Annotated in this window: 20 protein-coding genes; 16 read left to right on the top strand and 4 right to left on the bottom strand. The window is 62.0% G+C overall.

Annotated elements, in window-relative coordinates; translation table 11 throughout:
• The first annotated feature begins 76 nt into the window (after nt 1–76).
• From ACWAT4_RS12455 to ACWAT4_RS12465, 3 genes are all read left to right on the top strand, one after another.
• A complete protein-coding gene (locus ACWAT4_RS12455; RefSeq protein WP_212444641.1) occupies nt 77–580 on the top strand; it encodes a DUF6622 family protein in 504 nt (167 codons plus the stop codon).
• 564 nt (nt 581–1144) lie between these two features.
• Complete coding sequence (locus ACWAT4_RS12460) at nt 1145–3430, top strand: heavy metal translocating P-type ATPase (RefSeq protein WP_449730659.1); 2286 nt, start codon at nt 1145–1147, stop codon at nt 3428–3430.
• 217 nt (nt 3431–3647) lie between these two features.
• On the top strand, nt 3648–4064 hold the full coding sequence (locus tag ACWAT4_RS12465) for an EF-hand domain-containing protein (protein WP_449730660.1): 417 nt from the start codon (nt 3648–3650) through the stop codon (nt 4062–4064).
• 444 nt (nt 4065–4508) lie between these two features.
• Here ACWAT4_RS12465 and ACWAT4_RS12470 read toward each other — a convergent pair whose 3' ends face one another.
• On the bottom strand, nt 4509–4979 hold the full coding sequence (locus ACWAT4_RS12470) for a hypothetical protein (RefSeq protein WP_449730661.1): 471 nt from the start codon (nt 4977–4979) through the stop codon (nt 4509–4511).
• A 347-nt stretch (nt 4980–5326) separates the two neighbouring features.
• On the opposite strand from ACWAT4_RS12470, the gene ACWAT4_RS12475 reads away from it, so the two are divergent.
• Both ACWAT4_RS12475 and ACWAT4_RS12480 read left to right on the top strand, forming a co-directional pair.
• Nucleotides 5327–6316, top strand: coding sequence for a helix-turn-helix transcriptional regulator (locus tag ACWAT4_RS12475; RefSeq protein WP_449730662.1), 990 nt, complete (start codon nt 5327–5329; stop codon nt 6314–6316).
• A 146-nt stretch (nt 6317–6462) separates the two neighbouring features.
• The gene (locus ACWAT4_RS12480; RefSeq protein ID WP_212425460.1) at nt 6463–6918 is read left to right on the top strand and encodes a hypothetical protein; all 456 of its coding nucleotides are present in this window, start codon (nt 6463–6465) and stop codon (nt 6916–6918) included.
• Nucleotides 6919–6969: 51 nt separating this feature from the next.
• On the opposite strand, the gene ACWAT4_RS12485 is transcribed toward ACWAT4_RS12480, so the two are convergent.
• The gene (locus ACWAT4_RS12485) at nt 6970–8073 is read right to left on the bottom strand and encodes an AraC family transcriptional regulator (protein WP_449730663.1); all 1104 of its coding nucleotides are present in this window, start codon (nt 8071–8073) and stop codon (nt 6970–6972) included.
• Between the two features lie 332 nt (nt 8074–8405).
• Here ACWAT4_RS12485 and ACWAT4_RS12490 point away from each other — a divergent pair, with 332 nt between their 5' ends.
• Nucleotides 8406–9752, top strand: coding sequence for a globin-coupled sensor protein (locus ACWAT4_RS12490; protein ID WP_212298749.1), 1347 nt, complete (start codon nt 8406–8408; stop codon nt 9750–9752).
• 50 nt (nt 9753–9802) lie between these two features.
• Here the strand turns inward: ACWAT4_RS12490 and ACWAT4_RS12495 are convergent, their stop codons facing one another.
• Together ACWAT4_RS12495 and ACWAT4_RS12500 are read right to left on the bottom strand one after the other, a co-directional pair.
• Nucleotides 9803–10831 carry a helix-turn-helix transcriptional regulator gene (locus ACWAT4_RS12495; RefSeq protein WP_449730664.1) on the bottom strand — a complete coding sequence of 343 codons (1029 nt, stop codon included), beginning with the start codon at nt 10829–10831 and terminating at the stop codon, nt 9803–9805.
• Nucleotides 10832–11083: 252 nt separating this feature from the next.
• Complete coding sequence (locus ACWAT4_RS12500; protein ID WP_449731203.1) at nt 11084–11806, bottom strand: nucleotide-binding protein; 723 nt, start codon at nt 11804–11806, stop codon at nt 11084–11086.
• 490 nt (nt 11807–12296) lie between these two features.
• Between ACWAT4_RS12500 and ACWAT4_RS12505 the strand changes: the two genes are divergently transcribed.
• From ACWAT4_RS12505 to ACWAT4_RS12550, 10 genes are all read left to right on the top strand, one after another.
• Entirely contained in the window at nt 12297–12653 is a 357-nt protein-coding gene (locus ACWAT4_RS12505) for an STAS domain-containing protein (RefSeq protein WP_449730665.1), read from the top strand.
• Nucleotides 12650–13018, top strand: coding sequence for a response regulator (locus tag ACWAT4_RS12510; RefSeq protein ID WP_212425462.1), 369 nt, complete (start codon nt 12650–12652; stop codon nt 13016–13018). Before ACWAT4_RS12505 ends, ACWAT4_RS12510 begins: the two co-directional genes overlap by 4 nt.
• Nucleotides 13015–15024, top strand: a complete 2010-nt coding sequence (locus tag ACWAT4_RS12515; protein ID WP_449730666.1) for a chemotaxis protein CheA — start codon at nt 13015–13017, stop codon at nt 15022–15024. Before ACWAT4_RS12510 ends, ACWAT4_RS12515 begins: the two co-directional genes overlap by 4 nt.
• A gap of 35 nt (nt 15025–15059) precedes the next feature.
• Complete coding sequence (locus ACWAT4_RS12520; protein ID WP_212298744.1) at nt 15060–15521, top strand: chemotaxis protein CheW; 462 nt, start codon at nt 15060–15062, stop codon at nt 15519–15521.
• Between the two features lie 2 nt (nt 15522–15523).
• A complete protein-coding gene (locus ACWAT4_RS12525) occupies nt 15524–17254 on the top strand; it encodes a methyl-accepting chemotaxis protein (protein ID WP_449730667.1) in 1731 nt (576 codons plus the stop codon).
• A gap of 140 nt (nt 17255–17394) precedes the next feature.
• Nucleotides 17395–17862 (top strand): chemotaxis protein CheW, encoded by a 468-nt coding sequence (locus tag ACWAT4_RS12530; protein ID WP_212298742.1) that lies wholly within the window; start codon nt 17395–17397, stop codon nt 17860–17862.
• 92 nt (nt 17863–17954) lie between these two features.
• Complete coding sequence (locus tag ACWAT4_RS12535) at nt 17955–18839, top strand: CheR family methyltransferase (RefSeq protein ID WP_212298741.1); 885 nt, start codon at nt 17955–17957, stop codon at nt 18837–18839.
• Nucleotides 18840–18846: 7 nt separating this feature from the next.
• A complete protein-coding gene (locus ACWAT4_RS12540; RefSeq protein WP_449730668.1) occupies nt 18847–19977 on the top strand; it encodes a protein-glutamate methylesterase/protein-glutamine glutaminase in 1131 nt (376 codons plus the stop codon).
• Nucleotides 19977–21776, top strand: coding sequence for a hypothetical protein (locus ACWAT4_RS12545; RefSeq protein ID WP_449730669.1), 1800 nt, complete (start codon nt 19977–19979; stop codon nt 21774–21776). The genes ACWAT4_RS12540 and ACWAT4_RS12545 overlap by 1 nt, the downstream gene beginning before the upstream one ends.
• A 33-nt stretch (nt 21777–21809) precedes the next feature.
• Nucleotides 21810–23156, top strand: coding sequence for a methyl-accepting chemotaxis protein (locus tag ACWAT4_RS12550; RefSeq protein WP_249154277.1), 1347 nt, complete (start codon nt 21810–21812; stop codon nt 23154–23156).
• Nucleotides 23157–23660: the final 504 nt, after the last annotated feature.

The following is a 23660-nucleotide window of genomic DNA, read 5'->3' on the forward strand; positions in this document are numbered from 1 at the left end:
GGCCAAGAAGCATGTCGCAGCGCTGGGCAAGCTCTCGAATGCGTCGTGCTTTCCCAATGTCTAGAAGGGATGATTGATGGTGTTTGCAAGCATGATCCAGAACACGCCGATGTGGGTCTTCGTGCTTTTTGCTCTGCTTCTGGTGTTGGGCTTTCAGTCGCTTAAGCCGAGAACGCTTCCACTTTGGCGGCTCCTGATCGTCCCGGTGGTTTTCATCGGCTGGGGTAGCTACGGGGCCGCTATTCGATCCGGCGATCCGGAGCTTGTCGTCTTTTGGTTCGCGGCGCTGGCACTCTCGGCCGTTGTCTCGTGGTGGCTCACCCCTATGGACGATCTTCAGCCGGGGCCGACAATCGGATCCGTCAGGGTCACGGGATCCTTGGTGCCGTTGACGCGGAACATGGCGATCTTCTGGACCAAGTATCTGCTGGCTGTAGCCATCGCAGCTCACGCCTTCGATCAATCGTCACTTTATGAAATCGATGTCGTGATCTCCGGCCTCAGCGCTGGCTACTTCGTCGGATGGGGCGGAAGATTGGCTCTCCGATACTACGGAGTGGCGCAGGACGAACGGATATGATGTTTTCGCTATAGCCGCTCCGCAGAGACGAGATGTCCGCTAGCAATAGTACCGGCCGGCCGGCGAACATGTCAGCCGCAGGGGCTTCCTTCGAATGATCGGAGGCAAACTTAATGTCTCCCAACGAAAACCCAAGAGTCACGCTAGCTCTTGATCGGCGGCTCTCGAACCCGCCATGCCACACAGCGAGATTCGTCTCTATCGCAGCCAAGGCCTGCTCTATGATGATGCCACCGAAAACGCGTGTCCCTTGGACGCTCCACGATAGTGTTGGTCACCTAATCAGCGATTCTATCAGAAGTTCATGTGCTGAAACGTCTCTCTTTCCGGTCGGCACGCCAAGCCCGTTCCTCAGCCTTTCGGAGTTGATCCATTTTAAAAGGGCCTCCAAGCTGATCGCAACGAAGTATCGATCCAACGATCGGACGAATGTTGATCCAGGTCATGGCTGTCTCTTGAGGACGGTTTCCGGATAGCATTCCCTCGTCTCGGCGGTTGATTCTGCTCAAGCGACGAAGCCGGTTTCGGGAGAGAGTGGCGTCCGTGTAACTATGGAACGAAGCCATGTCGTTTGAGCGGGTCCTGCGATGGACCCTGGTTGTGGTTGCAATCGCAGGATTGAGTGCGGGTATTCTCGCGCGGGTGGCGGGCCGGTCTGATCTGGCGGATCTTGCATGGGAACTCGGCACCGCGCCGGTGATCGGCGGACTGGCGGTCTCGATCGTCAGGGATCTTCTGAGCGGCCGACTTGGAGTGGACGCGATTGCGCTGCTGTCGATGAGCGCCGCGTTGGCGCTCGGCCAGCCGCTTGCCGGGGCCGTGGTTGCGCTGATGTATTCCGGCGGCAACGTGCTCGAGGATATAGCGATCGCTCGTGCGGAGCGTGACCTGCGTTCCCTGGTCGATCGGGCACCGCGGCAGGCACATCGCAAGAGCAACGAGGGGATCGAGGAGGTCCCAATCGAGGCAGTGTCGGTCGGTGAAAAGCTCCTGGTGAGGGCCGGTGAGATCGTGCCGGTCGACGGTCTCGTTGGTTCGGCCTCGGCCACGATCGACGAGTCCGCGGTTACCGGCGAACCCATTCCGGTTGAGAAGACACGCGGTAGCGCGGTTCTTTCGGGTTCGCTGAATGCGGGTGAGACCTTCGAGTTGACCGTGACCGCGCCGGCCGGTGAGAGCACCTACGCCGGCATCGTGCGCATGGTGACGGCGGCGCAAACGGCGAAGACTCCCTTTGTGCGGATGGCCGATCGTTTTGCTCTGATCCTGCTGCCGGTGACGCTCGTCATCGCCTTTGTGGCGTGGCGGATCTCAGGTGATCTGACCCGCAGCCTCGCTGTGCTGGTTGCGGCGACGCCTTGTCCCCTGATCCTGGCTGCACCGGTCGCCTTTATCGCCGGGGTGGCGCGAGCGGCCCGGCGCGGCATCCTCGCCAAGGGTGGAGGGGCGCTGGAGGCGCTGGCTCGCGCGCACACGGTGCTGTTCGACAAAACCGGCACCCTGACCGTGGGAGGGGCACGGTTGCTTTCGGTTGAGGTCGCTCCCGGGGAGGACCCGGACGAGGTTCTCAAGCTTGGGGCATCGCTCGAGCAGGCCTCGCATCACGTGCTCGCGAAGACGGTCGTCGCCGCGGCCCTCGAGCGCGGCCTCAAGCTGAAAGCGCCCGAACAGGTCAAGGAGACCATGGGCACCGGCTTGAGCGGTCTGGTCGACGGACGCCAGGTCACCGCGGGCTCGCGAGAGCTGCTTCGCTCGCATCCCGAACTGTCGCCTTGGGAGCTGCGGGCGATCCGGCGCGCCTCGTGGCGCTCGGCGCTGATCGTCTTCGTCGCCGTGGACGGGCGTCCGATCGGCGCGCTGCTGCTGGCCGACGAGTTGCGGGCTGATACGCCGCGGGCGATCCGGCTGCTGCGCGATGCGGGCATCGCGAGAATGGTGATGGTTACGGGCGATCGCGCCGCGGCAGCGCAGGCCATCGGTGCAGCGCTAGACCTCGACGCCGTGCTGGCCGACCGCGTTCCTTCGGACAAGGTCGAGGCAGTCCGCACCGAGCAGCGCCTGCATCCGACCATCATGGTCGGCGATGGCATCAATGACGCCCCTGCACTGGCCGTGGCCGATATCGGTGTCGCGCTTGGCGCGCGCGGTGCGACCGCGTCGTCCGAGGCTGCCGATGTGGTGATTTTGGCCGACCGGCTCGATCGCGTTGGCGAAGCGATCATCATCGCACAACGAGCACGACGCATCGCCTTGCAGAGCATCGTTGTCGGCATGGGGTTGTCATTGGTGGCAATGGTAGCTGCTACCGTTGGTTGGCTTGATCCCGTGCCTGCGGCCATAGTCCAGGAGGTAATCGACGTTGCAGTCATTCTGAACGCATTGCGGGCGCTCACTCCGGCCCTTGCCCGCGGCGGTGCAGGCATCACCGTGGAGCAGGGGTTGGCATTGCATCACGATCATCAGGTCCTCTTCAGGGATCTCGACCGCTTGCGCAAGATCGTCGATGCGTTGGACGATGCGACGCCCGAGTCCGCCGTGGGGTTGATTGGGGATGCTCAGTGCATCGTTCAGAGCAGCGTTGTCATGCACGAGCGCGCGGATGAGGACAGCGTCTATCCGAAGCTTGCGGAGGTGCTCCGCGAGCGCCATGGCCTCTCTGCCATGAGCCGCGCCCATCGGGAAATTCTGCACCTGACCCGGCTGCTCGATCGGATCGTGGAGGATCTGCCGTCAGAGAAGGTCGACCGCTATCTTGTCCGAGACGCCCAGCGGGTGATCGAGGCGATTGAAACGCTGGTGCGCATGCACACGGCCCAAGAGGAGGATATTTACGAAGCCGTGGCGGCATAGGCGACAGCGGAGCTGTGCGATCCACGCCGAACGCACATCGCTGCGCTTGCCTGGATTGGATCGAGGTCGCTCAGCGCTCCTGACCCATTGATTTGCATCAGTGCGCGGGTTGGCCTCGTTGCTTTGATAGATTTTGGTCAAACACAAGCCGCGTGGGAGCTAAGGCCGAACCGAAGGATCGGCACTTGTTTCGCTACACGAAGCCGGAGGAACACCCATGCGACGTCGAACCATTGCTATGACGCTGTTATTTGCCACCTTGAGCTATCCCGCTCTGGGCCAATCGGCAGCCGATCACGAGGCCCACCATCCCGGACAAGACCAAGGGTCGACTCCCGGCCAGACAAATTCTCCAAGCCAGTCGGAACAGCGACAGGGGATGAGCAGCGGAGGCATGATGGGAATGATGGGTCCCGGAATGAAGGGCCGTGGCACGATGGGGCCACCCATGATGTTTCGGATGATGTTCGCGCTGATGGATGCTGATGGCGACGGTACCATCTCATTGGCGGAGTTTCAGGTCGCTCACGAACGAATTTTTAAGGCAATGGACAGCAACAAGGATGGCAAGCTGACCTTGGAAGAAATGCTGGCGTTCATGCACGGGACCAGGAACTCGGTTCCGCAGCAATAGAGCCGTTCGGGGAGGAAGCATAGCTCTCGCGCCGAGCCGGCCTTGGCTTGCGTGACGCCTCAGGACAATGCGCGGCAGCGCGGCTGCCAGCCCGCATGGGTCAAAATACTCGCCATATTGAGCGAGCGCCCGCACGATCTTTATTGCCCCGCGATTGCGGCCAGGCAGCTTGCAATTTCCGGCCACATCATCGATCTGCGTTTGGATACGGGTCAGCAATAAGCCGCGCGGTAGTAGTGCCTCTGCGCTGCGTCGTGAGGTCCGTGTCTTTCAAAACCTCTAGGTAGTGATCGACGTTTGTCCGGGCGATGTACTTGTTGCGACAAATTGATCGCTTCGACCATCCTCGCGCGCGAACGTCGTGCGGAATTCAACGCGTTGGCGTTGGCGTTAAGGTGTTGCAGCCTAGATCGGTGAGGGTGGCGCGGCGTTTGTATTTCGGCTTCATTTTGTGCCGCTTTTCTCTGTGGGTGGCTTCTTTTTGGCCTTCGGCTGCTTGATCGTCTTGGCGTCGTCCCTTGCGGCCTCAATCTCACCTTCATCCGTCAGTCCATCGTCATAACTTTCGACACGGCCACCTTCCACCTTGTGGGTCGGAAATGAGACGTAATCCAATGCTTCCGGGTTGAGGAACACCGTTTGGTGATAGCCCTCATACGGCAAACGGATCAGGCCGGGCTCGGGATCGCTGTAGGGTTGGTGTTCGTCCTCAAGCTGCTCCCAGCATTCGAACAGGTTGCAGTCAACGTACCCAATCTCCCGGCGCTTGCCGTTCGAAAACTGGATCGTCACGGTGTGGGCCAAGGCAAGAATTTCGGCGGTGTCCGCCGCTCGTGCGGCCTTTTCAGTCTCGAGTTCCTCCAGCTTGACGTGGCCATCAGTGACCAGCTTGTCCCACTGTTCTTCTGTGATCATGATCGCCTTACAGACGCGCTCGACCTGCTCCTTGGGATAATCCGACGTGAAATCGCCGGCCCCAACCCCCCCCGGTTCTCGCAAAGAAGTTATGCGCATAGTTTCTTTAGTCGCAAGGAGGCTGCTTCATCGTCGGGCTCAGCGCAACATCCGGGCTCGCCCGGAGTTGACCGGCCCTTTGGGCCATCCCATGGTTGATAAGAACTTAGTCCTATTGCCGGCTCGGCCGTTCGTCAGCCCGGAGCTTTGACAACCGCTTCATCGGAGAAGCGGGCGTCTGTTGGCGATAGATTTCACCACATTGCATGTATCTCGCAGACCGCCCGTCCATCGGGAAGGAGCCCTCGATGTTTGCCGAGCTCGATAGCGGCAAGGACAGCCACGAGCGTTTGCTGAGCACCTTCAGGGTGCTCGTGCCCGACGTGAGGATCGAGCTGAACGGGCCCCGCAGGGCAGGTCAGTGGCGTGCCCAGTTCGCCATGGCCAACAGGCTCTCCTGGTGGCAACTGGAAACGGAAACCGAGTGGACCTGCTGGCCGGAGCGCGACGAGGAGAGGTTTTGTCTCGTCTTCCCGGCCTCTGGCACGTTTGGCGCTCAGATCCGCGGCAAGTCCCTGCAAGCCGATTCGAGCCGCGCCCTGGTGCTCGGCGTTAAGGACATTTCGAAGACGTGGGCGCATGGCACCGACGATCGGCATGGGCGCATGTCCTTGAAACTCAAGGCGGCGGACGTCAGGAGAACCCTCACCAGCATCTTCCAGGATGCCACGCTGGAGAACATCGAGCTCGATCCGCTACTGGACCTCGACAGTCCTGCAGGCCAGACCCTTGGGTCTCTGGTCCACGCCATCGCAGCGGCAATGAAGGACGAGTCGATCAGGTCGGCGAAGGCGATCGCGCTGCTCCGCGAGGCCATACCCCGATTGGTCTTCAAGAATTTTCCACACCGCTTCATTGACCGGCTGGCCCGTCACGGAACGGACGCTTCCCCCCGCCAGATTAGGGCCGCCGTCGATTTCATGCGTGCACATATGCATGAGCCGCTCACGCTCGCGGAGATCGCGGAAGCGGTGGGAATCGGCGAGCGCTCGCTGCAGCACGGCTTCAGGACATTTCGGGCAACGACGCCTGTGGCGTACTTGCGCGATCTTCGCCTCCAGCAGGTGCATGCCGAGCTATCACTGGCCGAGAACACGCTGCCGGTGGGCGAGGTGGCGCTGAAATGGGGCTTCACGCATATGGGGCGCTTCGCGGCCAAATATCAGGCCGCGTACGGCCAGTCGCCTTCCGAGACCCGCAGGGCAGCGCGCGGGATGCGCTCTTCCGAAAGCAACTGAGCAGAATATCTGGCCTTAATCCGCAACATGTCGGCGGACGCCGCGGACACGCATCGTGGCGCGAAGCCGCCGCCATCGACCGTGCGTCGGATCTATCCAGTTCGCGAAGGGGCTGTCCGTATCCTGCAAGCAGCACTCCGCGGGCAATGTTTGATTATCCTTTGAGGTATCTCTTGGTGCGGCACAATTTGGCGATCGTGGCGATCCGCGATCCGATTGCGCGCAAGGGGAAGATCATGGGAACGGTCGTCAGATTTGAAAAGCAGGTGGATTCGCTGGCGAAGCTGCGGCGGCCGGACCTCGCGCTTGACGTTCAGGCGAAGCTCCAAATCGATTCGAGCCGAATTGAGCAGGCGACGTCCGCCTGCGAGATCATCGTTGGTTGTATCGAAAGTCTGCAGTGCAGTCTTATGACCCTCGATGGTTTGCAGTGCGCGCTTCTCGCGTGCGAAGACGGTGAGCCGACCGAATTGTATACGACGGAGATCAAGTCCCAGCTCTCCTCGCAACTTGCGAGTGTTGCGGGCATCTTGCGTACGCTGGGCGACGCCTCTGAGGAGATTTCCCGGGTCAGCGCTCTGACGCATCAGGCGCTGACGTGATTCTCGCGGTCCATGTATCGTGGAACGATGGATGGACCCTGCATTGTGAGGCTAATAGCTGCCAAGGGCACGCTTGACGGTCTCGGAGGGAGGGACGCCAAAAGTCGCGCGATACTGCGCCGCAAAACGGCCCATATGGGTGAAGCCCCATTTCAGCGCGACTTCGTTGATCGGAAGGCGGTTTTCGGGGCGCGCCAATTCCGCATGAACGGCTTCGAGCCTGATCTGTCGCAGATACATTGCAGGCGTCGTATCGCGAAATCTGCGAAATCCTAGCTGCAGGTATCTTTCGCTGATCCCGACAGCCGCGGCGATGTCGATCATCGTGAGGGGGTGATGCAGATTGGCGCGCATGTAATCGATGGCACGCTGAATGTGCCGAGGCGCAACGTCGCTCGAATATTGATCCAATTTGTCGATGAAGCGATGCGGCACACTCTCGAACGCCAATCGCAGAGCGGCCTCCGTGAGCAGGGCCATCGCCTTCGGCGAGAACCTCCCTAGTTGCTGCCCCTGCGTGGCCGAAACGATCGTGCGCGACAGTTGAAGGAGAGTTTGACCCGTGTAGGTCGACAGATCGACCGTCGGCGTCAAGTCCAGTTTCGTCAAAGGCGCATGGCCGAACATCGCGTTGAGCACGCCCGCGACGACACTGGCATCGAACCGCAGCATGACGTTCGCATAGCTTCCGTCTACCGCCTTCATCTGATGACGCCGCAACATTGATAGCGGAGCGAGGGCGATCGTCGATGGCGTTCTCTGTGCGTTTCGCGTGCCAACGGTTATGTCAGCAGCGCCGGCGGAGAGAAATGCCATGACGAGGTCGTCCTCGGGCGATTCCGACGAGTAGGACCAGTCAGCGGAATATCGCGTCCTCCAGACGCTGACGCCTTGTCCTGCCGAGATATCCGATCGCCAGAGAAACGTGGCATCGGAGCTTGGAGGGGAGACCTTGATTGAGAACAAGTGCGCGCCAAACGAGGCAAGCAGGTCTTCAAAGCCTGCTCCGGACAGGACGGGCGCCTCTTCGAATGCATCTTGCAATATAGATCTCACCACACGCCGTTTCGGCAGTATAGTTCCATCGCGCGGCGAGACTTTCGTTTCAACCAGCTTGCGAAGGCAAAGCGGTCGGATCCTATCCAGTTTGCGCAAAAGCTGTCCGGATTACGCAAGTTGGCGGATCGAATGTCCGGGGTCATGGACGGAGCCGAGATAAGCGGCAGGTCTCGTTCTGGTGAGAAGGTACGGCTGTCGCTGCGTGGGCGGAACGCCAATGCACCGCCACGTGCTGCACGAGGTCGGTGCAGGTCTGACATCCGATTTCCGAACAATCAGTCCGGATCGCGCAACCGCGCCACTATAGTTAAGCTTTGATTTGATCTCCCCGCGTCTATTTCCCAACAGCACTGGTTCGCGGATGCATTCACGCTCGCGGCCGTCTGTGCCTCGCCAGCGCGGGGACGTCGAATACATTGTGGGGGACTATGACTGACAACTCGAATGACCGTACTGATCGCGAGAGCCGCCTTCGCTTCTTGCGCATCGATCAGAAGACTGGCGCGGCGCTACGCGAGTTCTGGCCGGTCGTCGAAAGGGCGCTGCCTGCAATCCTCGAAGGATTCTATAAACATCTTGCGGACAACCCGGCATTGGCGAAGCTGGTCGGCAACCAGATGGGGCGTCTGCAGGGCGCCCAATCTGCACACTGGGCACGTATGTTCGACGGTCATTTCGATGGCGCCTACGTTGAGGGTGTTCGAAGGATCGGCCTTGTGCACAGCATGATCGGGTTGGAGCCGCGCTGGTACATCGGGGGCTACGCTTTCGTGCTGTCGCACCTCACGGACCTCGCGATCTCCACCTATCGGTGGAACAGGGCCCGTCTGCGGGACGTCATCACTGCCGTGGACTGTGCCGTGATGCTCGACATGGATTTCGCGATTTCGGTCTATCAGGAGGCTCTGCTGGACGAGCGGGCAAAGCGCCAGAGGACCGTCGACGGCTTGATCGTCGACTTCGAACGACAGGTGACCGTCGCGCTGGAGGCCTTGTCAGTGTCTTCGACCGAGTTGAACGATACCGCCGGCACCATGGCGCAAACTGCGGAGACGACGACGCACCGGGCGAGCAATGTGGCGGCGGCCTCGGAATTGGCTTCGACCAACGTTCAGTCCGTCGCCTCGGCCAGCGAAGAGATGGCTTCGTCCGTGACCGAGATCGGCCGGCAGGCCGACGAATCGACACGGATTTCGACCGAAGCGGTTGAACTTTCGCGAAGTGCCGATCAGCGCATTCACTCGCTCTCCGAGGCTGCGTCGAAGATTGGCACCGTCGTCGAACTCATTAACACGATCGCCGGGCAAACCAATCTGTTGGCGCTGAATGCCACGATCGAGGCGGCGCGTGCGGGCGAGGCGGGAAGAGGTTTTGCCGTCGTTGCGTCCGAGGTCAAGACGCTTGCCGAGCAGACCTCAAAGGCCACGAGCGAGATCGGGCAACAGGTCGCCGGAATTCAGACCGCAACGCAAGAGGCCGTCACGACGATTCGCGAAGTCAGTCAGATCATTCGCCGTATCTCCGAGATTGCCTCCGCGATCGCCGGCTCCGTGGAGCAGCAGGGCATTGCAACGCAGGAGATCACGCGCAATGCGCAACAGGCGGCCAGGGGCACGGGCGACGTTTCCTCGAACATCGCCGGTGTGAGCCATGCCGCGGACGAGACGGTGGCCGCATCGAGTCAGGTGCAGCGCGCCTCCTCCCTGCTTGCCAAGCAGGGCGAAGAGCTGGGCACGGAAGTGCAGCGGTTCCTGAAGGGTATCCGCGCGGCGTGATCGAGCCGGATCAGGTTTGCCTCGATTCCGGTCAGAGCCATCCTGTCTTCCTAGGGTTGCCGACGGAGGACGTGGGACGAGCCAGCGCGCCTGGCTGTCTCCGACGGAGCAACGCCGAAGGTTCGGCGATACTGGGCTGCGAAGCGTCCCATGTGGGCAAATCCCCACTTCAGGGCGACTTCGCTGACCGGCAATGTATTTCCGGGCGACGACAACTCGCTGTGGACCGCGTCGAGTCTGACGCCCCGCAGATAGTATGCCGGTGACGTCTCGCAGTGCTTGCGGAAACCAAGCTGCAAAGAGCGGCTGCTGATGCCGACCGCTGCCGCGATGTCGGTTATCGTCAGCGGCAGGTGAAGATTGGCCCGCATGTAGTCGATCGCCTGCTTGATCTGCTGCGGCGCGACAGCTCCGTTTTGCTGCTCGAGCTTCGCAGAGAGGCGGTGCGGCACCTCTTCGAGAATCAATCGGAGGGCGGCCTCCGTCAGCAAGGTCATGGCCTTGGGTGACCGCAGGAGCAATTGTTCGTCGCGCATGCCGCTCGCCAGTGCACAGGCAATCGACTGCAGGGTTCTTCCCAAATGGCTCGAGAGATCGATGGTGGGCGTGAGATTGAGGCTGGTCAGCGGCGCTCCATCGAACATGTCGACCAGCAGCCGGGCCACGGTGCCCGCGTCGAAGCGCATCGTCGCTCCGGTAAGGCCTTCGTTGCGAACAAATACGGCCTGCCGTCGCAGCATCGGCTGCGCGTAGATGGCCAGGCGCGAGGTGGTCTGCTCAAAGGTTCTCGAGCCGATCGTCAGTTCGGAGCCGCCCGCATTGAGAAAGCATAGGTTTAGGTTCTCGGTATCGTTGTCCGAACCGTAGGACCAGCTGCTCGAATACGCTGCGCGAACGACGCTCACGCCCGCTCCCGCCGCAAAATCCGACCACCACCGGAATCCGGCACGCGGATTCGGCGGGGTAATTTTCAGGGGCAGCAGGCGCGATCGGTAGTAGGCGAGGAGATCTTCGAAATTCGAACCTTGAACGACTGGAGTTTCGCGAAGTGGATCCTTTGGCAAGTCGTAACTCGTCAAGAAAGAGATCCCGGCAAGCAGATGCAAGCACGAGCACGCACGAACGTTCAAGTCCTACGAAGGTTATCCCGCCATCTCACTCGGATTCCGATTGGATCTGTTTCACTCAACCTAGGATTGAGTGATGAGCGCTCGCAGTTCCGAAAATATCGCCTCACGATATCCGATATCCGAAAAGAGTGGCCGTATCCCGCAATCCGGCAAGCAATCTGCGTGCCGGGGTGCCGTGTATCGCCTAGCTCCGTGCCGGGGTCAGAAGATGAAGGCAGCGGGTTCTGCGCGAATCGGCAGAGGCAGTTCTGCAAAGGGCGAGGTCGCACCCGTATCGGCCGATACGACGGCACCAAGCCGGGCCTCGATCCAGTGCCACAGGCGATGGATCTCGTCTGAGGATTTGCTCTTCGGCGCGTACTCGCTGACCGCCAGTCCGGCACTCAACGCATCCTGGTGATCATTGCGCGTGACGATGAAGGGACGCGCGAGCACGTCACCGAGGTCGACCGCCGCCTCGTCCGCAAGCGTTTCGGCGGCGTCGTCGGTGCGGCGGCCGCGGCTGGGCACCTGGTTTAGAACGAATGCAAATGGCTTATTCCAGGCCCGAACAAGGCTGAGCGTCGATGCCGTTGCTTCGATATCGGCCGTGGTCGGTCTGGTCGGGATCAGGCATAGGTCGGCATGGCGAATCGCCGCCGTCCTTGCCGAGCTGACACCGCCCGCCGCATCGATGATGGTCACCGTCACGCCGCAATCCCTGAACGCGCGCAGGCGTGGCTCAATCTCCTGGACGGTGTGGACGGTCTCGACAATTGGCTCCGCACCGGCACGGCGCCTGCGCCAGCTTGCGAGCGTTCCCTGCGGGTCGGCGTCGATCAGCCGAACATTGTGTCCGGCCTCCTTCGCGGCCAGCGCCAGGCTGATGGCGAGCGTGCTCTTGCCGCTGCCTCCCTTTTGAGTCGCCAATACGATCGTGTGCATGGGTTGAAGTGCCATATGTGCCTTCCATTGGTTGGAGAAACGGGACGCAAGGAAAACGCAACTGCACTGAAGGCTGCTCCGGCGAAGCGACGAGCCCACCTCGCCATATCTGCAGATTCCGGGTTAACAGTTCACTGAGCAAGCGCGCCTTCCATCGCCAAACCCATGCGCGAGCTATCCGGATTACGAACGCGACATCCGGATCGCGCATTGGTCGCGAAGCAAATTCATGCATGCGGAGGGACCGCGACACGAGTGCGTATCTCGGTTGCGCATAGAGAGAGCGAGGACAACGCGAACGCGAGCGCAAGCAGCTCCGCAAAAACACGGTCTTCGCATCCGCTTTCCGCAAATCCTATCCGCATCACGCAAGTGAGACGCGATAGTAAGATTTGATTTAACTCCCCCACCTCAAGTTGGCGAACACGTCGAAATCACAAGCAGTGTGGTCGCGATCGTTTCGCGGTGTGAGGAGGGGACCGAAGGCTTCATGAAGATCTCGGTTGGGGATTCGGAAGGCCGCGTGCGGTTGCAGGGGAGTCTCACCCTGCGCGACGCAAAGCAGGTGCAGGGATTGCTGTTGGACGCCATCAGCGCCTCCCGCGAAATCGAAATCGATGTCAGCGACGTCAGCAGCATCGATGTCAGCATCATTCAGTTGATCGTGAGCGCGCGTAAGAGTGCCGAGCAGCGTGGGCGCAAGCTGACGCTTGCAACGGGATCTAGCGGCGCGTTCAGGGCCACGCTGGCGAAGACGGGATTTCTCGGTGACGACGGCTCCTGTCGTCGCGTCGACGAAGAATTCTGGGCCGGTGGCGAGTTGCAGAAGGCGGAGATTGGAGCATGAGCAAGAGCGTTCTGGTGGTCGACGATTCCGCCTCGATCCGGCAGATGGTGTCGCTGACACTGTCGGGAGCGGGCTACGCCACGCTCGAAGCTATCGACGGCGAGGACGGTTACGCCAAGGCAACGGCCAACCCGATTCGCGCGGTGGTGACCGATCTCAACATGCCCAGGATGAACGGGATCGAGTTCATCCGCAAGTTTCGCGCGCATCCATCCAGCACCGGCGTGCCGATTATCTTTCTCACGACGGAATCGGACGAGGACATGAAGCGTCAGGCAAAGGAGGCGGGCGCGACGGCCTGGATGGTGAAGCCATTCAAGCAGGACCAGCTGCTCGCCGTCATCAAGAAGGTCGCCGGCCCATGACGGTGATGGATCCCCGGGACGTCTTCCATCAGGAAGCGCGAGAGCTTCTCGACCAACTCGAGGAGGCGCTGCTCGATCTCGGCACGTCCTCAGACGATCGCGATCTCGTCGATTGCGCGTTTCGGGCGCTGCACACTATCAAGGGGTCGGGCGCAATGTTCGGCTTCGACGAGGTGGCAGGCTTCGTCCATGAGTTCGAGACCGCGTTCGACCGTGTGCGCAAGGGCTCGGTGGCGGTCAGTCCGCCACTGGTCCAGGTGGCGCTCGCCGCAAAGGATCACATCGCCCGGCTGATCGCCGAGCCTGGCCTGCACGCTGCGGATGGCGAAACGATCCTGAAAAAGCTGCGTGCGATCGTTTCGAGCGACGAGGACAGCGGTCGCTCCGACAGCTTCCCACCCGCGGATGCCCAGGCGAGCGCAGCCGAACCGTCACGAGTCCAGAGCCCGCTCCAAACATGGCGGGTCAAGTTTCGTCTGGCCGAAAACGCGCTCGTGCTCGGTGCCAACCCGGTTCTGCTGCTCAATGAGCTGCGCGAGCTCGGCCCTTGCGAGGTGAGCGTCGCGGTCGATGCGGTGCCTCCGCTGGAATCGATCGATTCGGAGGTCTGCTACCTGGATTGGGAGGTCGTCGTCAGCACAGATCGCCCGCGCCAGGCGATCGATGACGTATTCATCTTTATTGCCGACGGGATGGAGCTGTCGATCGAAACGCTAGCCGGGACCGTCGCTGAATCGCCGCGCGACGACAAGGCTGCGACGACCAAGGCGGTCGACGTCGACAAGCCGCGCGACTCCACCGGCGCGGGCGCAAAGGGTGGCACCTCGGTGCGCGTTGCCGCGGAGCGGCTCGACGAGCTGATGGATCGCGTTGGCGAGCTGGTCATTGCCCAAGCAAGGCTGTCTCAGCTTGCCGTCGCCTCGGACGATGGCAATCTGAAGAATGTTGCGGAGGAGATGGAGCGCCTGGCTTCGAGCCTGCGCGACACCACCATGGGAATCCGCATGGTGCCGATCGGCTCGTTGTTCGGTCGCTTTCGCCGTCTCGTCCACGATCTCTCGCACGATCTCGACAAGGAGGTCGACTTCGTGACCGCCGGCGAGGACACCGAGCTCGACAAGACGGTAATCGAGCGTCTGGCCGACCCGCTGGTTCATCTGATCCGCAATTCGATCGACCATGGGCTGGAGGTTCCGAGCCGACGGATTGCCGCGGGCAAGGCCGCGCGCGGGCAGGTGCGCCTGTCCGCCGTGCACACCGGCTCGGAGGTGGCGATCTCGATCGTCGACGACGGCGCGGGCCTCGACGCCGATCGAATCCGCGCCAAGGCCGAAGAGGCCGGCCTGATCGCGCCCGACGCAAAGCTTGCCGACCACGATCTTTTTCAAATGGTCTTCCATCCCGGATTTTCGACCGCGAAGGAGATCACGGCTTTGTCCGGTCGAGGCGTCGGCATGGACGTGGTCAAGCGCACTATCGAGGGCTTGCGCGGCCGCATCGATCTCGGCTCGAGACCAAGTGGCGGAACGACGGTGACGTTGCGACTGCCGCTGACGCTTGCCATCATCGAGGGCATGCTGGTGCGGGTCGGGCAGGGCCGCTACTCGATTCCACTGTCGGCGGTGGAAGAGTGCGTGGAGCTGCCGAGGGACGCGGAAGCTGGCAATAGCGGCCGCAACTTCCTCAATATCCGCGGCCATTTGGTGCCGTTCCTTCGCCTGCGTGAATTGTTCAAGACCAGGACCGCGATCGAGCCGCACCAAAAGGTGGTGATCGTGTCGGCCGGCGAATCCCGGGTCGGGTTGGTGGTCGACCAGGTGATCGGCAACAGCCAGACGGTGATCAAGTCGCTTTCCAAGCTTCACGCCGACGTCGAAAACTTCTCGGGCGCGACCATCCTTGGAGACGGCACGGTGGCCCTGATCCTCGACGTCGCTCATCTCGTGAGCTTCGGTCAGGAGTTCGAGAGCCGCCTGCGCGATGAGCGGATCGGGAGGGCGGCATGAGAACTGGTATTCATCCCGGTCATGCCGGCCGGGCGATGACGGCGCTGACGCTCCGCCTGCAGGATGAGGTGTTCGCGATCGACGCCGAAAGCGTGCGCGAGATCCTTGACGTGGTGCCGATCACGGAAGTCCCGAATGCCAACGCGTTCGTCGGCGGGTTGATCAACGTGCGGGGCCGCATCGTTCCGCTCGCCGATCTGCGCCTGTTGTTCGGCATGGACCGGCCGCCGCCGGACGTGAATACGAGGATCGTCGTGATCGAAATCGATCTCGACGGCGAGCCGACGATTGTTGCCGTTCTTGCCGACCGCGTGCACGACGTGAGCGAGATCGAAGCAGCTACGATCGAGCAGGCGCCGAAGATCGGCATGCGCTGGCGGCCGGAATACGTTCACGGCATCGGTAAGCGTGGTGACGAGTTCATTATCATCCCCGAGATGGGGAGAATTTTCGCAACGGGCGACGCTGGGCCGTCCGTTTCTCAGAAAAGGGGTTGACTATGAGATTTACGCTGAAGGCAAAGCTGGGGGTGACGTTTGCCGCCATCCTGGTCATGACCGGTGTCGGCATGGCGATGGGGATCAATGCCCTCGCCGGCATCGACGATAGGCTGACGGAAATTGTCGCGCGGACCGCGCCGCTCAGAGATGCCGTTCAAAGTTTGAGCGCTGACCAGCTCCGCATTCAGCGCGAGCTTCGCTATCACCTCCTGAACAGCGATCCGGCTGACGTCAAGGCGGCCGAAGAAAATCTGGCCAAGGCGCGAGACGGATCCAAGGCGGCCCTGGAGAACGCGCGCCGCTTGGCTGATGCGGAAGGCAATCGCCTGCTTGATACGGTGCAGACCGTCTCGGAGCAAAGCGCGTCCATCAACAACCGCGTGCTCGAGCTCAGCCGCAACAATCAGAAGAGCGAAGCACTCGCGCTCCTGAAGGCCGAGAGCCGGCCGATCTGGTTGAAGATGCAGGCTGCGCTTGACGCCGTTTCGGCCCGGGCCAAGTCGGCCATGGAGCAGACCGCGCGCGACTCGCGGGCGCAGTACGAGCAATCGCGCCTGCTGCTGATCTCGTTGCTGGTCAGCTCGTTGCTGCTGGCGGTCGCCGCCGCGACCTGGATCGTGCTGAACATCAGTCGTGCGATCGCGAGCGCACTCGGCCTCGCCAATGCCGTCGCAGCCGGCGATCTCAACGCGACAGCGACGGTCAAATCCAACGACGAGATCAAGGACCTGATCGATGCGCTGAACACCATGGTGTCGAAGCTGAAGCAGGTCGTCTCCGAGGTGATGACGGCGACGCACAACGTCACGGCCGGCAGCCAGGAGATGTCCGCGGCCGCCGAGCAGCTTTCCCAGGGGGCGACCGAGCAGGCCTCATCGACCGAGGAAGCATCGTCGTCCATGGAAGAGATGGCCGCGAACATCAAGCAAAATGCCGACAATGCGGTCCAGACCGAGCAGACCGCCCGCCAATCGGCCGACGATGCAAACGCCAGCGGCGAGGCGGTCGGCAAGGCGGTGACGGCGATGCAGACGATTGCCGAGAAGATCCTGATCGTGCAGGAGATCGCGCGGCAGACCGACTTGCTTGCCCTCAACGCGGCGGTCGAAGCCGCCCGTGCTGGCGAACATGGCCGTGGCTTCGCTGTGGTGGCTTCGGAGGTGCGCAAGCTCGCCGAGCGCAGCCAGACGGCAGCGGCCGAAATCTCGACCCTATCGATGGACACCGTGAAGGCCGCCGAACAGGCCGGCGAAATGCTCAAGAGGCTGGTGCCGGACATCCAGAAGACCGCAGGCCTCGTTGCGGAGATCTCGTCGGCGACGAACGAGCAAAACGCCGGCGCCAGCCAGATCAACACGGCGATCCAGCAGCTCGACAAGGTGACGCAGCAGAACACCTCAGCGGCAGAGGAAATGTCCTCGACCGCCGAGGAGCTTGCCAGCCAGGCCGAGCAGCTGCAGGCAACCATCAGCTACTTCCGCCTCGACGAACAAGGTGCTCGTGCCGAAGTGCCGGCGGTTCAGCGCCGCTCTGCGCCCGCCGCGGCGAATGTTGCGCAGAAGGCGCCTGCGAGGAACGCAGTTGCCGGCATGCAGGAGCGGGTAGCAAGTGCCGCGCCGGGCATCGTCAGGCGCAAGAGCAAAACGGGCGGCGGTGGCGGCTTCTCGTTCGATATGGGCGGCGAGGCTGACGAACTCGATGCAGAGTTCAAGCGGTCGGGCGCGGCGTGACCTGAACTTCGATGCAAGACTGACGCGGACGCTCTCGTCCGCGTCTCTCTTCCCGAGTCGGGTGGATACCACGGTGCCGGCTGTAGGGGTAGGGCACGGGGAAGTTGGTCTCGGCCGGGCGACCTGAATGGAGAATTGCAATGGCAGAAAGTGCACAATACGTCACGCTGGGCGTTGGCGATGAACGCTTCGCCCTGCCGGTGGAGAGGGTGCGGGAGATCCTTCAGATGCAGCCGATTGCACGGATGCCCAACGCTCCGGCGTGCTTTCTCGGCATGATCGATGTGCGAGGCCAAGGCGTCCCAGTGGTCGATCTGCGGCTGAAGCTGGGCTTCGAGAGCGGCGAGGATACCGAGACCACGCGCATCATCGTGCTGCAGGTCACGGTCGGAGGGCGTGAGCTCACGCTCGGACTCAAGACGGACCGGGTCTTCGAGGTCACGGAACTCGACGGCAATCATCTCGAGCCGCCGCCCGAGATCGGAACGAGCTGGAGCGCCAAGTGCATTACCGGCATCGGGCGGCGCAACGGCGCATTCGTGACCGTGTTTGACTTGGGCTGCCTGTTCGCCGCTTCCGACATTGCCGTCGTGGAGCGGGCAGCCTGAGAGCCGCAGCGTCGTTGTATTGGTGAGAGAAAATCACGTGTGGGCTGCCGGATGGCCCTCCGAATGCGCAAGAAGTGTGAACCCGATTGCCAATGTCACAAGTCGTTCGTCGTATTGAGCCCGCATATGAACCGCCCTCGGCGGATCGCCTGACGGACAGGGAGTTCGCGCAAATTGCTCGTCTGGTGACCGACCACGTCGGCATCAAGTTGCCGCCGGCGAAGCGGACGATGGTCGAGGGACGGCTGCGTCGGCGCACGCGACATCTCGGTCACGGCAGTCTCTCGGCCTATTGCGCGTACCTGTTCGATCAGGGAGGGCTCAGGGAGGAATTCACTTACCTTATCGATGCGGTGACCACTAACAAGACCGATTTCTTCCGTGAAGCCGAGCATTTTTCATGTCTCGAACATGAAATCATGCCGAAGCTTCTGAAGCTGCGCAGGCCCGGCGAGCGGCCGACGATCAAGCTCTGGAGCGCGGCGAGCTCGACTGGGGCTGAAGCCTACACGATGGCGATGGTCATGGCTGACGTCGCCGAGCGGATCACGGGACTCAGTTTCGAAATTCTGGGCACGGACATTTCGACGGAGGTGCTCACCCAGGCGAGACTGGCGATCTATCCGAAGGACATGATTGCCCCGGTGCCCCCGTCGATGCGGGATCGCTACGTCATGTTTGGCAGCGTGTCGTCGCGCCAGGCTGAGGTTCGTATCGTCCCCGAATTGCGGCGCAAGGTACGATTTGCCCGTCTCAATCTGATGGACGAGCGGTACCCCTTCGATTGCGAGATGGATGTCATCTTCGTGCGCAATGTCCTCATCTATTTCGACAAGCCGACACAAGAGGCGGTCGCGGGCCGTCTGGCCAGCCACCTGCGCCCCGGCGGCTTCCTGATCTTTGGTCACTCGGAATCGGTGATCGGCTCGAGCCTGCCGCTGCGCCAGTGTGCGCCGGCGGTATTCCAGCGTGTCTGAGGCGATCATGGGCAGTACGCAGACCGACGCACCAGATCGCTCTTTCGCGCGACGAAAGATTCGCGTCCTGGTCGTCGACGATTCCGCCTCCGTACGGAGAGCGCTCTGTGACATCATTGCGAGCGACGCCGATCTGGAAGTCATGGCGACGGCGTCGGATCCCTATATTGCCGCCGAACGCATCCGCCAGGAGATTCCCGACGTCATCCTGCTAGACATCGAGATGCCGCGAATGGATGGGCTGACGTTCATGCGCAAGATCATGGCGCAGCGGCCCATACCGGTGGTGATCTGCTCTTCGCTGACGGAGGAAGGTTCGGAGACGACCATCAAGGCCCTTGAGGCTGGAGCGGTGGACGTTGTGTCGAAGCCGCGAGTCAATACTGCGGAGTTCCTGCAGGAGTCGCGCATGCGAATCTGCGATGTGCTCCGTGCTGCGGCACATTCGCGTCGGTCGCCCCGAGGGCGGGTCGTGGCGCCAGTTCGGGTCGAGGCGAAGCACACCGCCGACGTCATCCTTCCTGCAGTCAGCCCGGGGCGCACGACGCCGCCGACCGACCCGATCGTCTGCATCGGCGCGTCGACCGGGGGCACCGAGGCCCTGCGTGACGTCCTCGTTGCGCTTCCGGCGGCGACGCCAGGTATCGTCATCGTCCAGCACATGCCGGAAAAGTTCACTGCGGCGTTCGCGAGGCGGCTGGATTCGTTGTGTGCCATGTCGATTAAGGAAGCTGCAGAAGGGGATGCCGTCCTGCCCGGCAGGGTACTGATCGCACCAGGCAACCATCATATGCTGCTGGAGCGCGCCGGCCGCCAATATCGCGTGACCATCAAGGACGGGCCTCCGGTGTCGCGCCACCGCCCCTCCGTCGACGTGCTGTTCCGCTCCGCGGCCCAGGCCGCCGGGCCAAACGCCGTCGGCGTCATCCTCACCGGCATGGGTGATGATGGGGCTCGTGGATTGCTCGAGATGAAAGCGGCTGGCGCGAGGACGATCGCGCAGAACGAGGAAAGCTGCATCGTATTCGGGATGCCGAAGGAAGCGATCCAGCGCGGTGCCGCCGACAAGGTTCTTCCGCTTGATCGCATCGCCGCCGAGATGGTTCATGACGCGCGCCGCGGAAAGGGGGCGGCGTGATGAACCAGGGTGCGCCTGCCGTTTCCGATCGCGGCAACGCCGCTGAGCCGCGTGGACGGGAGGCGACCCGTCCGCCGGTTCGTGGCGGCGCTGCACTGCGCTATCAGGACCTCTTGCTCAGGGGCGTCGCCAACGAACTCGCCCGGCCTCGCCAGGCGATCGAGCAATCGTTCCTGCAGATGGGTGACGGTCTCGGCAACTGTGTCAAGCTGCTCGAACTCCTCTCTGCCGCCCACGAAGCGTTGCCGGTCGAGCTCTCGAGCGCCGAGTTCTCGACGGCGGCGCAGATGCTGGTCGACATCCGTGATCATGTGAATGCGATCGCCGTGTCGCATGCCGACGAAAAAGACCACGTCGGCTTGCTGGCTGAAATGACGGCGCGGGTCGAGCAGCCGATGTCCGATCTTCGGGCGACCGTTCGTGCTATCGGACAGATCTCGACCAATGCCCGCATCGTGGCGGCTGGGTTCGGCGCGAGCAACCAAGACGTGACCGCGTTCACGTCGGACATGGCGTCCCTGGCGCAGAAGGTCAACGAGGCCGTCGATGCGTTTTCACTCGGCTACGAACGGCTCTCGAAGCGGCTCACTGCTGCACGACTCACGAACAGCACATTCGTGGCCCGTCACGGCAACACAATCGCTCAGATCGCGAAAACCCTCGAATCCGAACTCGAGACCATTGCGGTGTTTCGGAAGCAGGTAGAATCAATCGCGGACGAACGGGCCGCTACGACGAGCCAGATCCGTAGCGGGATCGGAAGGGCCATTTTCGCCCTGCAGATCGGGGATATTACCCGGCAGCGGATCGAGCATGTGGAGAAGGCTTGCGGGTTGCTCCGCGACCGATCGCACGTTCAGGCTTCGCAGGAGGCCATGGCCGCGATCGGCCGTCTGCAACTCGTACAGCTCGACCAGGCGATCGGCCGCTTCGAAGGCGAGGTCGCCGATCTTGCCGAAAACATCAATGGCCTGTCGAAGAATGCGGTTGCGGTTCTGAATGACGGAAGCAACGAGGCGCAAACCTTGCTGTCGGCCGGCAGTGAATCGCTGTCGCGAATAGCGGGCGAGCTGCGCCATATATGCTCTCTGCTCGGCGAGTTCGAGCGCGCGCGCGTGGAGCAAGAGCGAATCGTTGACGACGTCACTCGCTCCGTGGCGGAGATGGTCGGGCACCTGCAATCGATACGGGCGATCGAGCAGCAGATTCGAATGCTGAGCTTCAACGCCACGATCCAGTGTTGCAGCGTGGATGACGGCGAGGAGGGGCGCGGTCTTGGTGCCGTTGCCCAGCAATTGCGCGAGCTGTCCAATCAGACCGTCGCGGCGGCCAGTGCGATCATGGCGGGCCTGAAGTGTGCGGATGACCAGACACAGGTCCTCATGAACGAGCGAAACGCGCTGGATTCGCAACAGATCGACGCAGTAAGGGAAGGTGCCGCGGCTGCGATCGGCGTATTCGAGCGCGTTGCGGGTCGTTTGCGCGCGAGCACAGAGAGGATCAAGACCGTCGGGCGGCGAACCGTATGGTTGCTCGGAATGACATCGCAACGCGTTTCGGACCGGCAGCGCATCAGCAATGGCTGGCGCCTCGCCCACTCCAAGCTGGAGCAGTTCATGGCCACCGCTTCCGACAATCCAGATCCGGATGCGGTCGAGCAGGGGCTCAGGGAGGAGTTGCGATCGGTCTACACGATGGAAGACGAGCGGAGAACTTACGACGAGTTCTTTTCGATCGAATCGAGCGCGCCGGCTTCGGCTGACCAGAATTCCGAAGATCTGGACGACATGTTCTTGTAGTGGCGCTCTGGCCAGAATGAACGGGAAAGCAGAATGAAACAGGAAGAGACCAGACAGCGGCTCGCATTCAGTCAGATCGATGAGCGTGCCTTGGCGGACCTGCGGCAGTCGAAGGATCTGATCCTGCGGCATCTGCAGGCGCAGCTCGACACATACTTCGTTCATTACGCCGGATTTGAGCGGACCGCCCATTTGATCGCGAGCCCCGATCAGATCAAGGATAGCAAGGCGATGTACGTGGAGCATTGGTCGATCATGCTCGACGGGACCTTCGATGAGGCCTACGAAGCCTCGGTCACCCGGATCGGCGAGTTGCTCTATGCCAGAATGGGCTTCGAACTGTGCTGGTACATCGCCGGGTACGGCCTGGTGCTCTCGGGGATGTTGCAAGCCTTGGCTGGCGGCATGTCTGGAGTATTCGACCGGCATGCCAAGCAGAGGAAGGCGGATCTGCAGAGGGCCATCATCAAGGTCGCGACGTTCGACATGAGCATGGCCATTTCCGTCTACATGGAGGCCCGCCGGCGCGGGCGTGGAGAGACGTTGCAGCGACTGGCCGACGATTTCGATGAGGCAATCGGCGGAACTGCGACGATCGTGTCGTCATCGGCGAGTGAGCTGGAAGTGTCTGCCTCATCGCTGGCGGCAACGGCCGGGGACACCCAGCGTCGGTCGGGCGAAGTGGCTTCAACGTTCGAGCACGTCTCGGAGAGCGTCCAGGCGGTTGCCGCGGCTGCCGAGGAGCTGGCGAGCTCGGTGGAGGAGATCGGACGGCAGGTGCATGCAGCGAACGCAATTGCGACCGCGGCAGTGGACCACGCATCGAAGACCGATGCTCGTATCAACGAACTCTCCCAAGCAGCGGAGCGGGTTGGCGACGTGGTCAGGCTGATCACTTCGATCGCCGAGCGGACCAATTTGCTGGCGCTCAATGCCACGATCGAGGCCGCGAAAGCAGGGGAGGCCGGGCGAGGCTTCGCCATCGTCGCGTCCGAGGTGAAGGCGTTGGCGGCTCAGACGTCCAAGGCGACCGAGGAGGTCGGTGTGCAGATCGTCGCCATGCAGGCAGCGACGAACGATTCGGTTGCGGCGCTCAAGGAGATCGGCGCGACGATCGGCAACATCTCGGAGATTTCCACGGCGATCGCGGCAGCGGTCGAGGAACAAGGAGCGGCGACCCGGGAAATATCGCGCAACGTGCATCAAGCCGCGCAGGGCACGCAGGAGGTGGCCGCGAGCTTTGTCGATGTCAACAACGGTGCTGCCGAGGTCGAGGCTGCGACCGCCCAGTTGTTGTCATCCGCGCAGGCTCTCTCCGGAGAGGGCAGTCACCTGGACGGTGAGGTGCAGGGCTTCCTGTCGAGGATACGTGCGGCATGAGTCGGGACGCGAGCCCTTCCTCCCTCGGCTCGAACTCCTGGCTAACGCGGTCGTGGAGCTCCTTCCTTTCCGGACAAGCCCGGTTGCATGCCTCGCCCGCGGGAAACCATCTCCGATCGGCGATAGCGGGGGGATCGTTGCGCGTGGCTGGTCAACAGAATGCATTCTCTTAGGCCAGAACGAAAGACATAGTCGACCTGCGCGCCAGTCCCGGCGCGTTTAGAAGGCGCGTGTCGAAGCCCTGCGACCGCAAGGCGTTAATTCTAGCCCGGGCCTCGCGTGCGACAATCCGCGGACCTCGGGAGCGATCGCCGCAAGCGACCTCATGCTGCAAGGCACGCCGCCGCCGAAGAGGCAATGTGGTCGCCGCTCGTGCATTTTCAAGGATGTGAAATTCACCTCGCGTCGATCGTTTCGTTTGACAGTGCGCGCCTCCACCAAGAAATGTCCAGGCGTGGCGGCGAGCAAGATCAAACAAGGGCTGCCTGCGCGCAAGAGCTACGG

The sequence above is a fragment of the Bradyrhizobium sp. T-1 genome, from assembly GCF_053592855.1.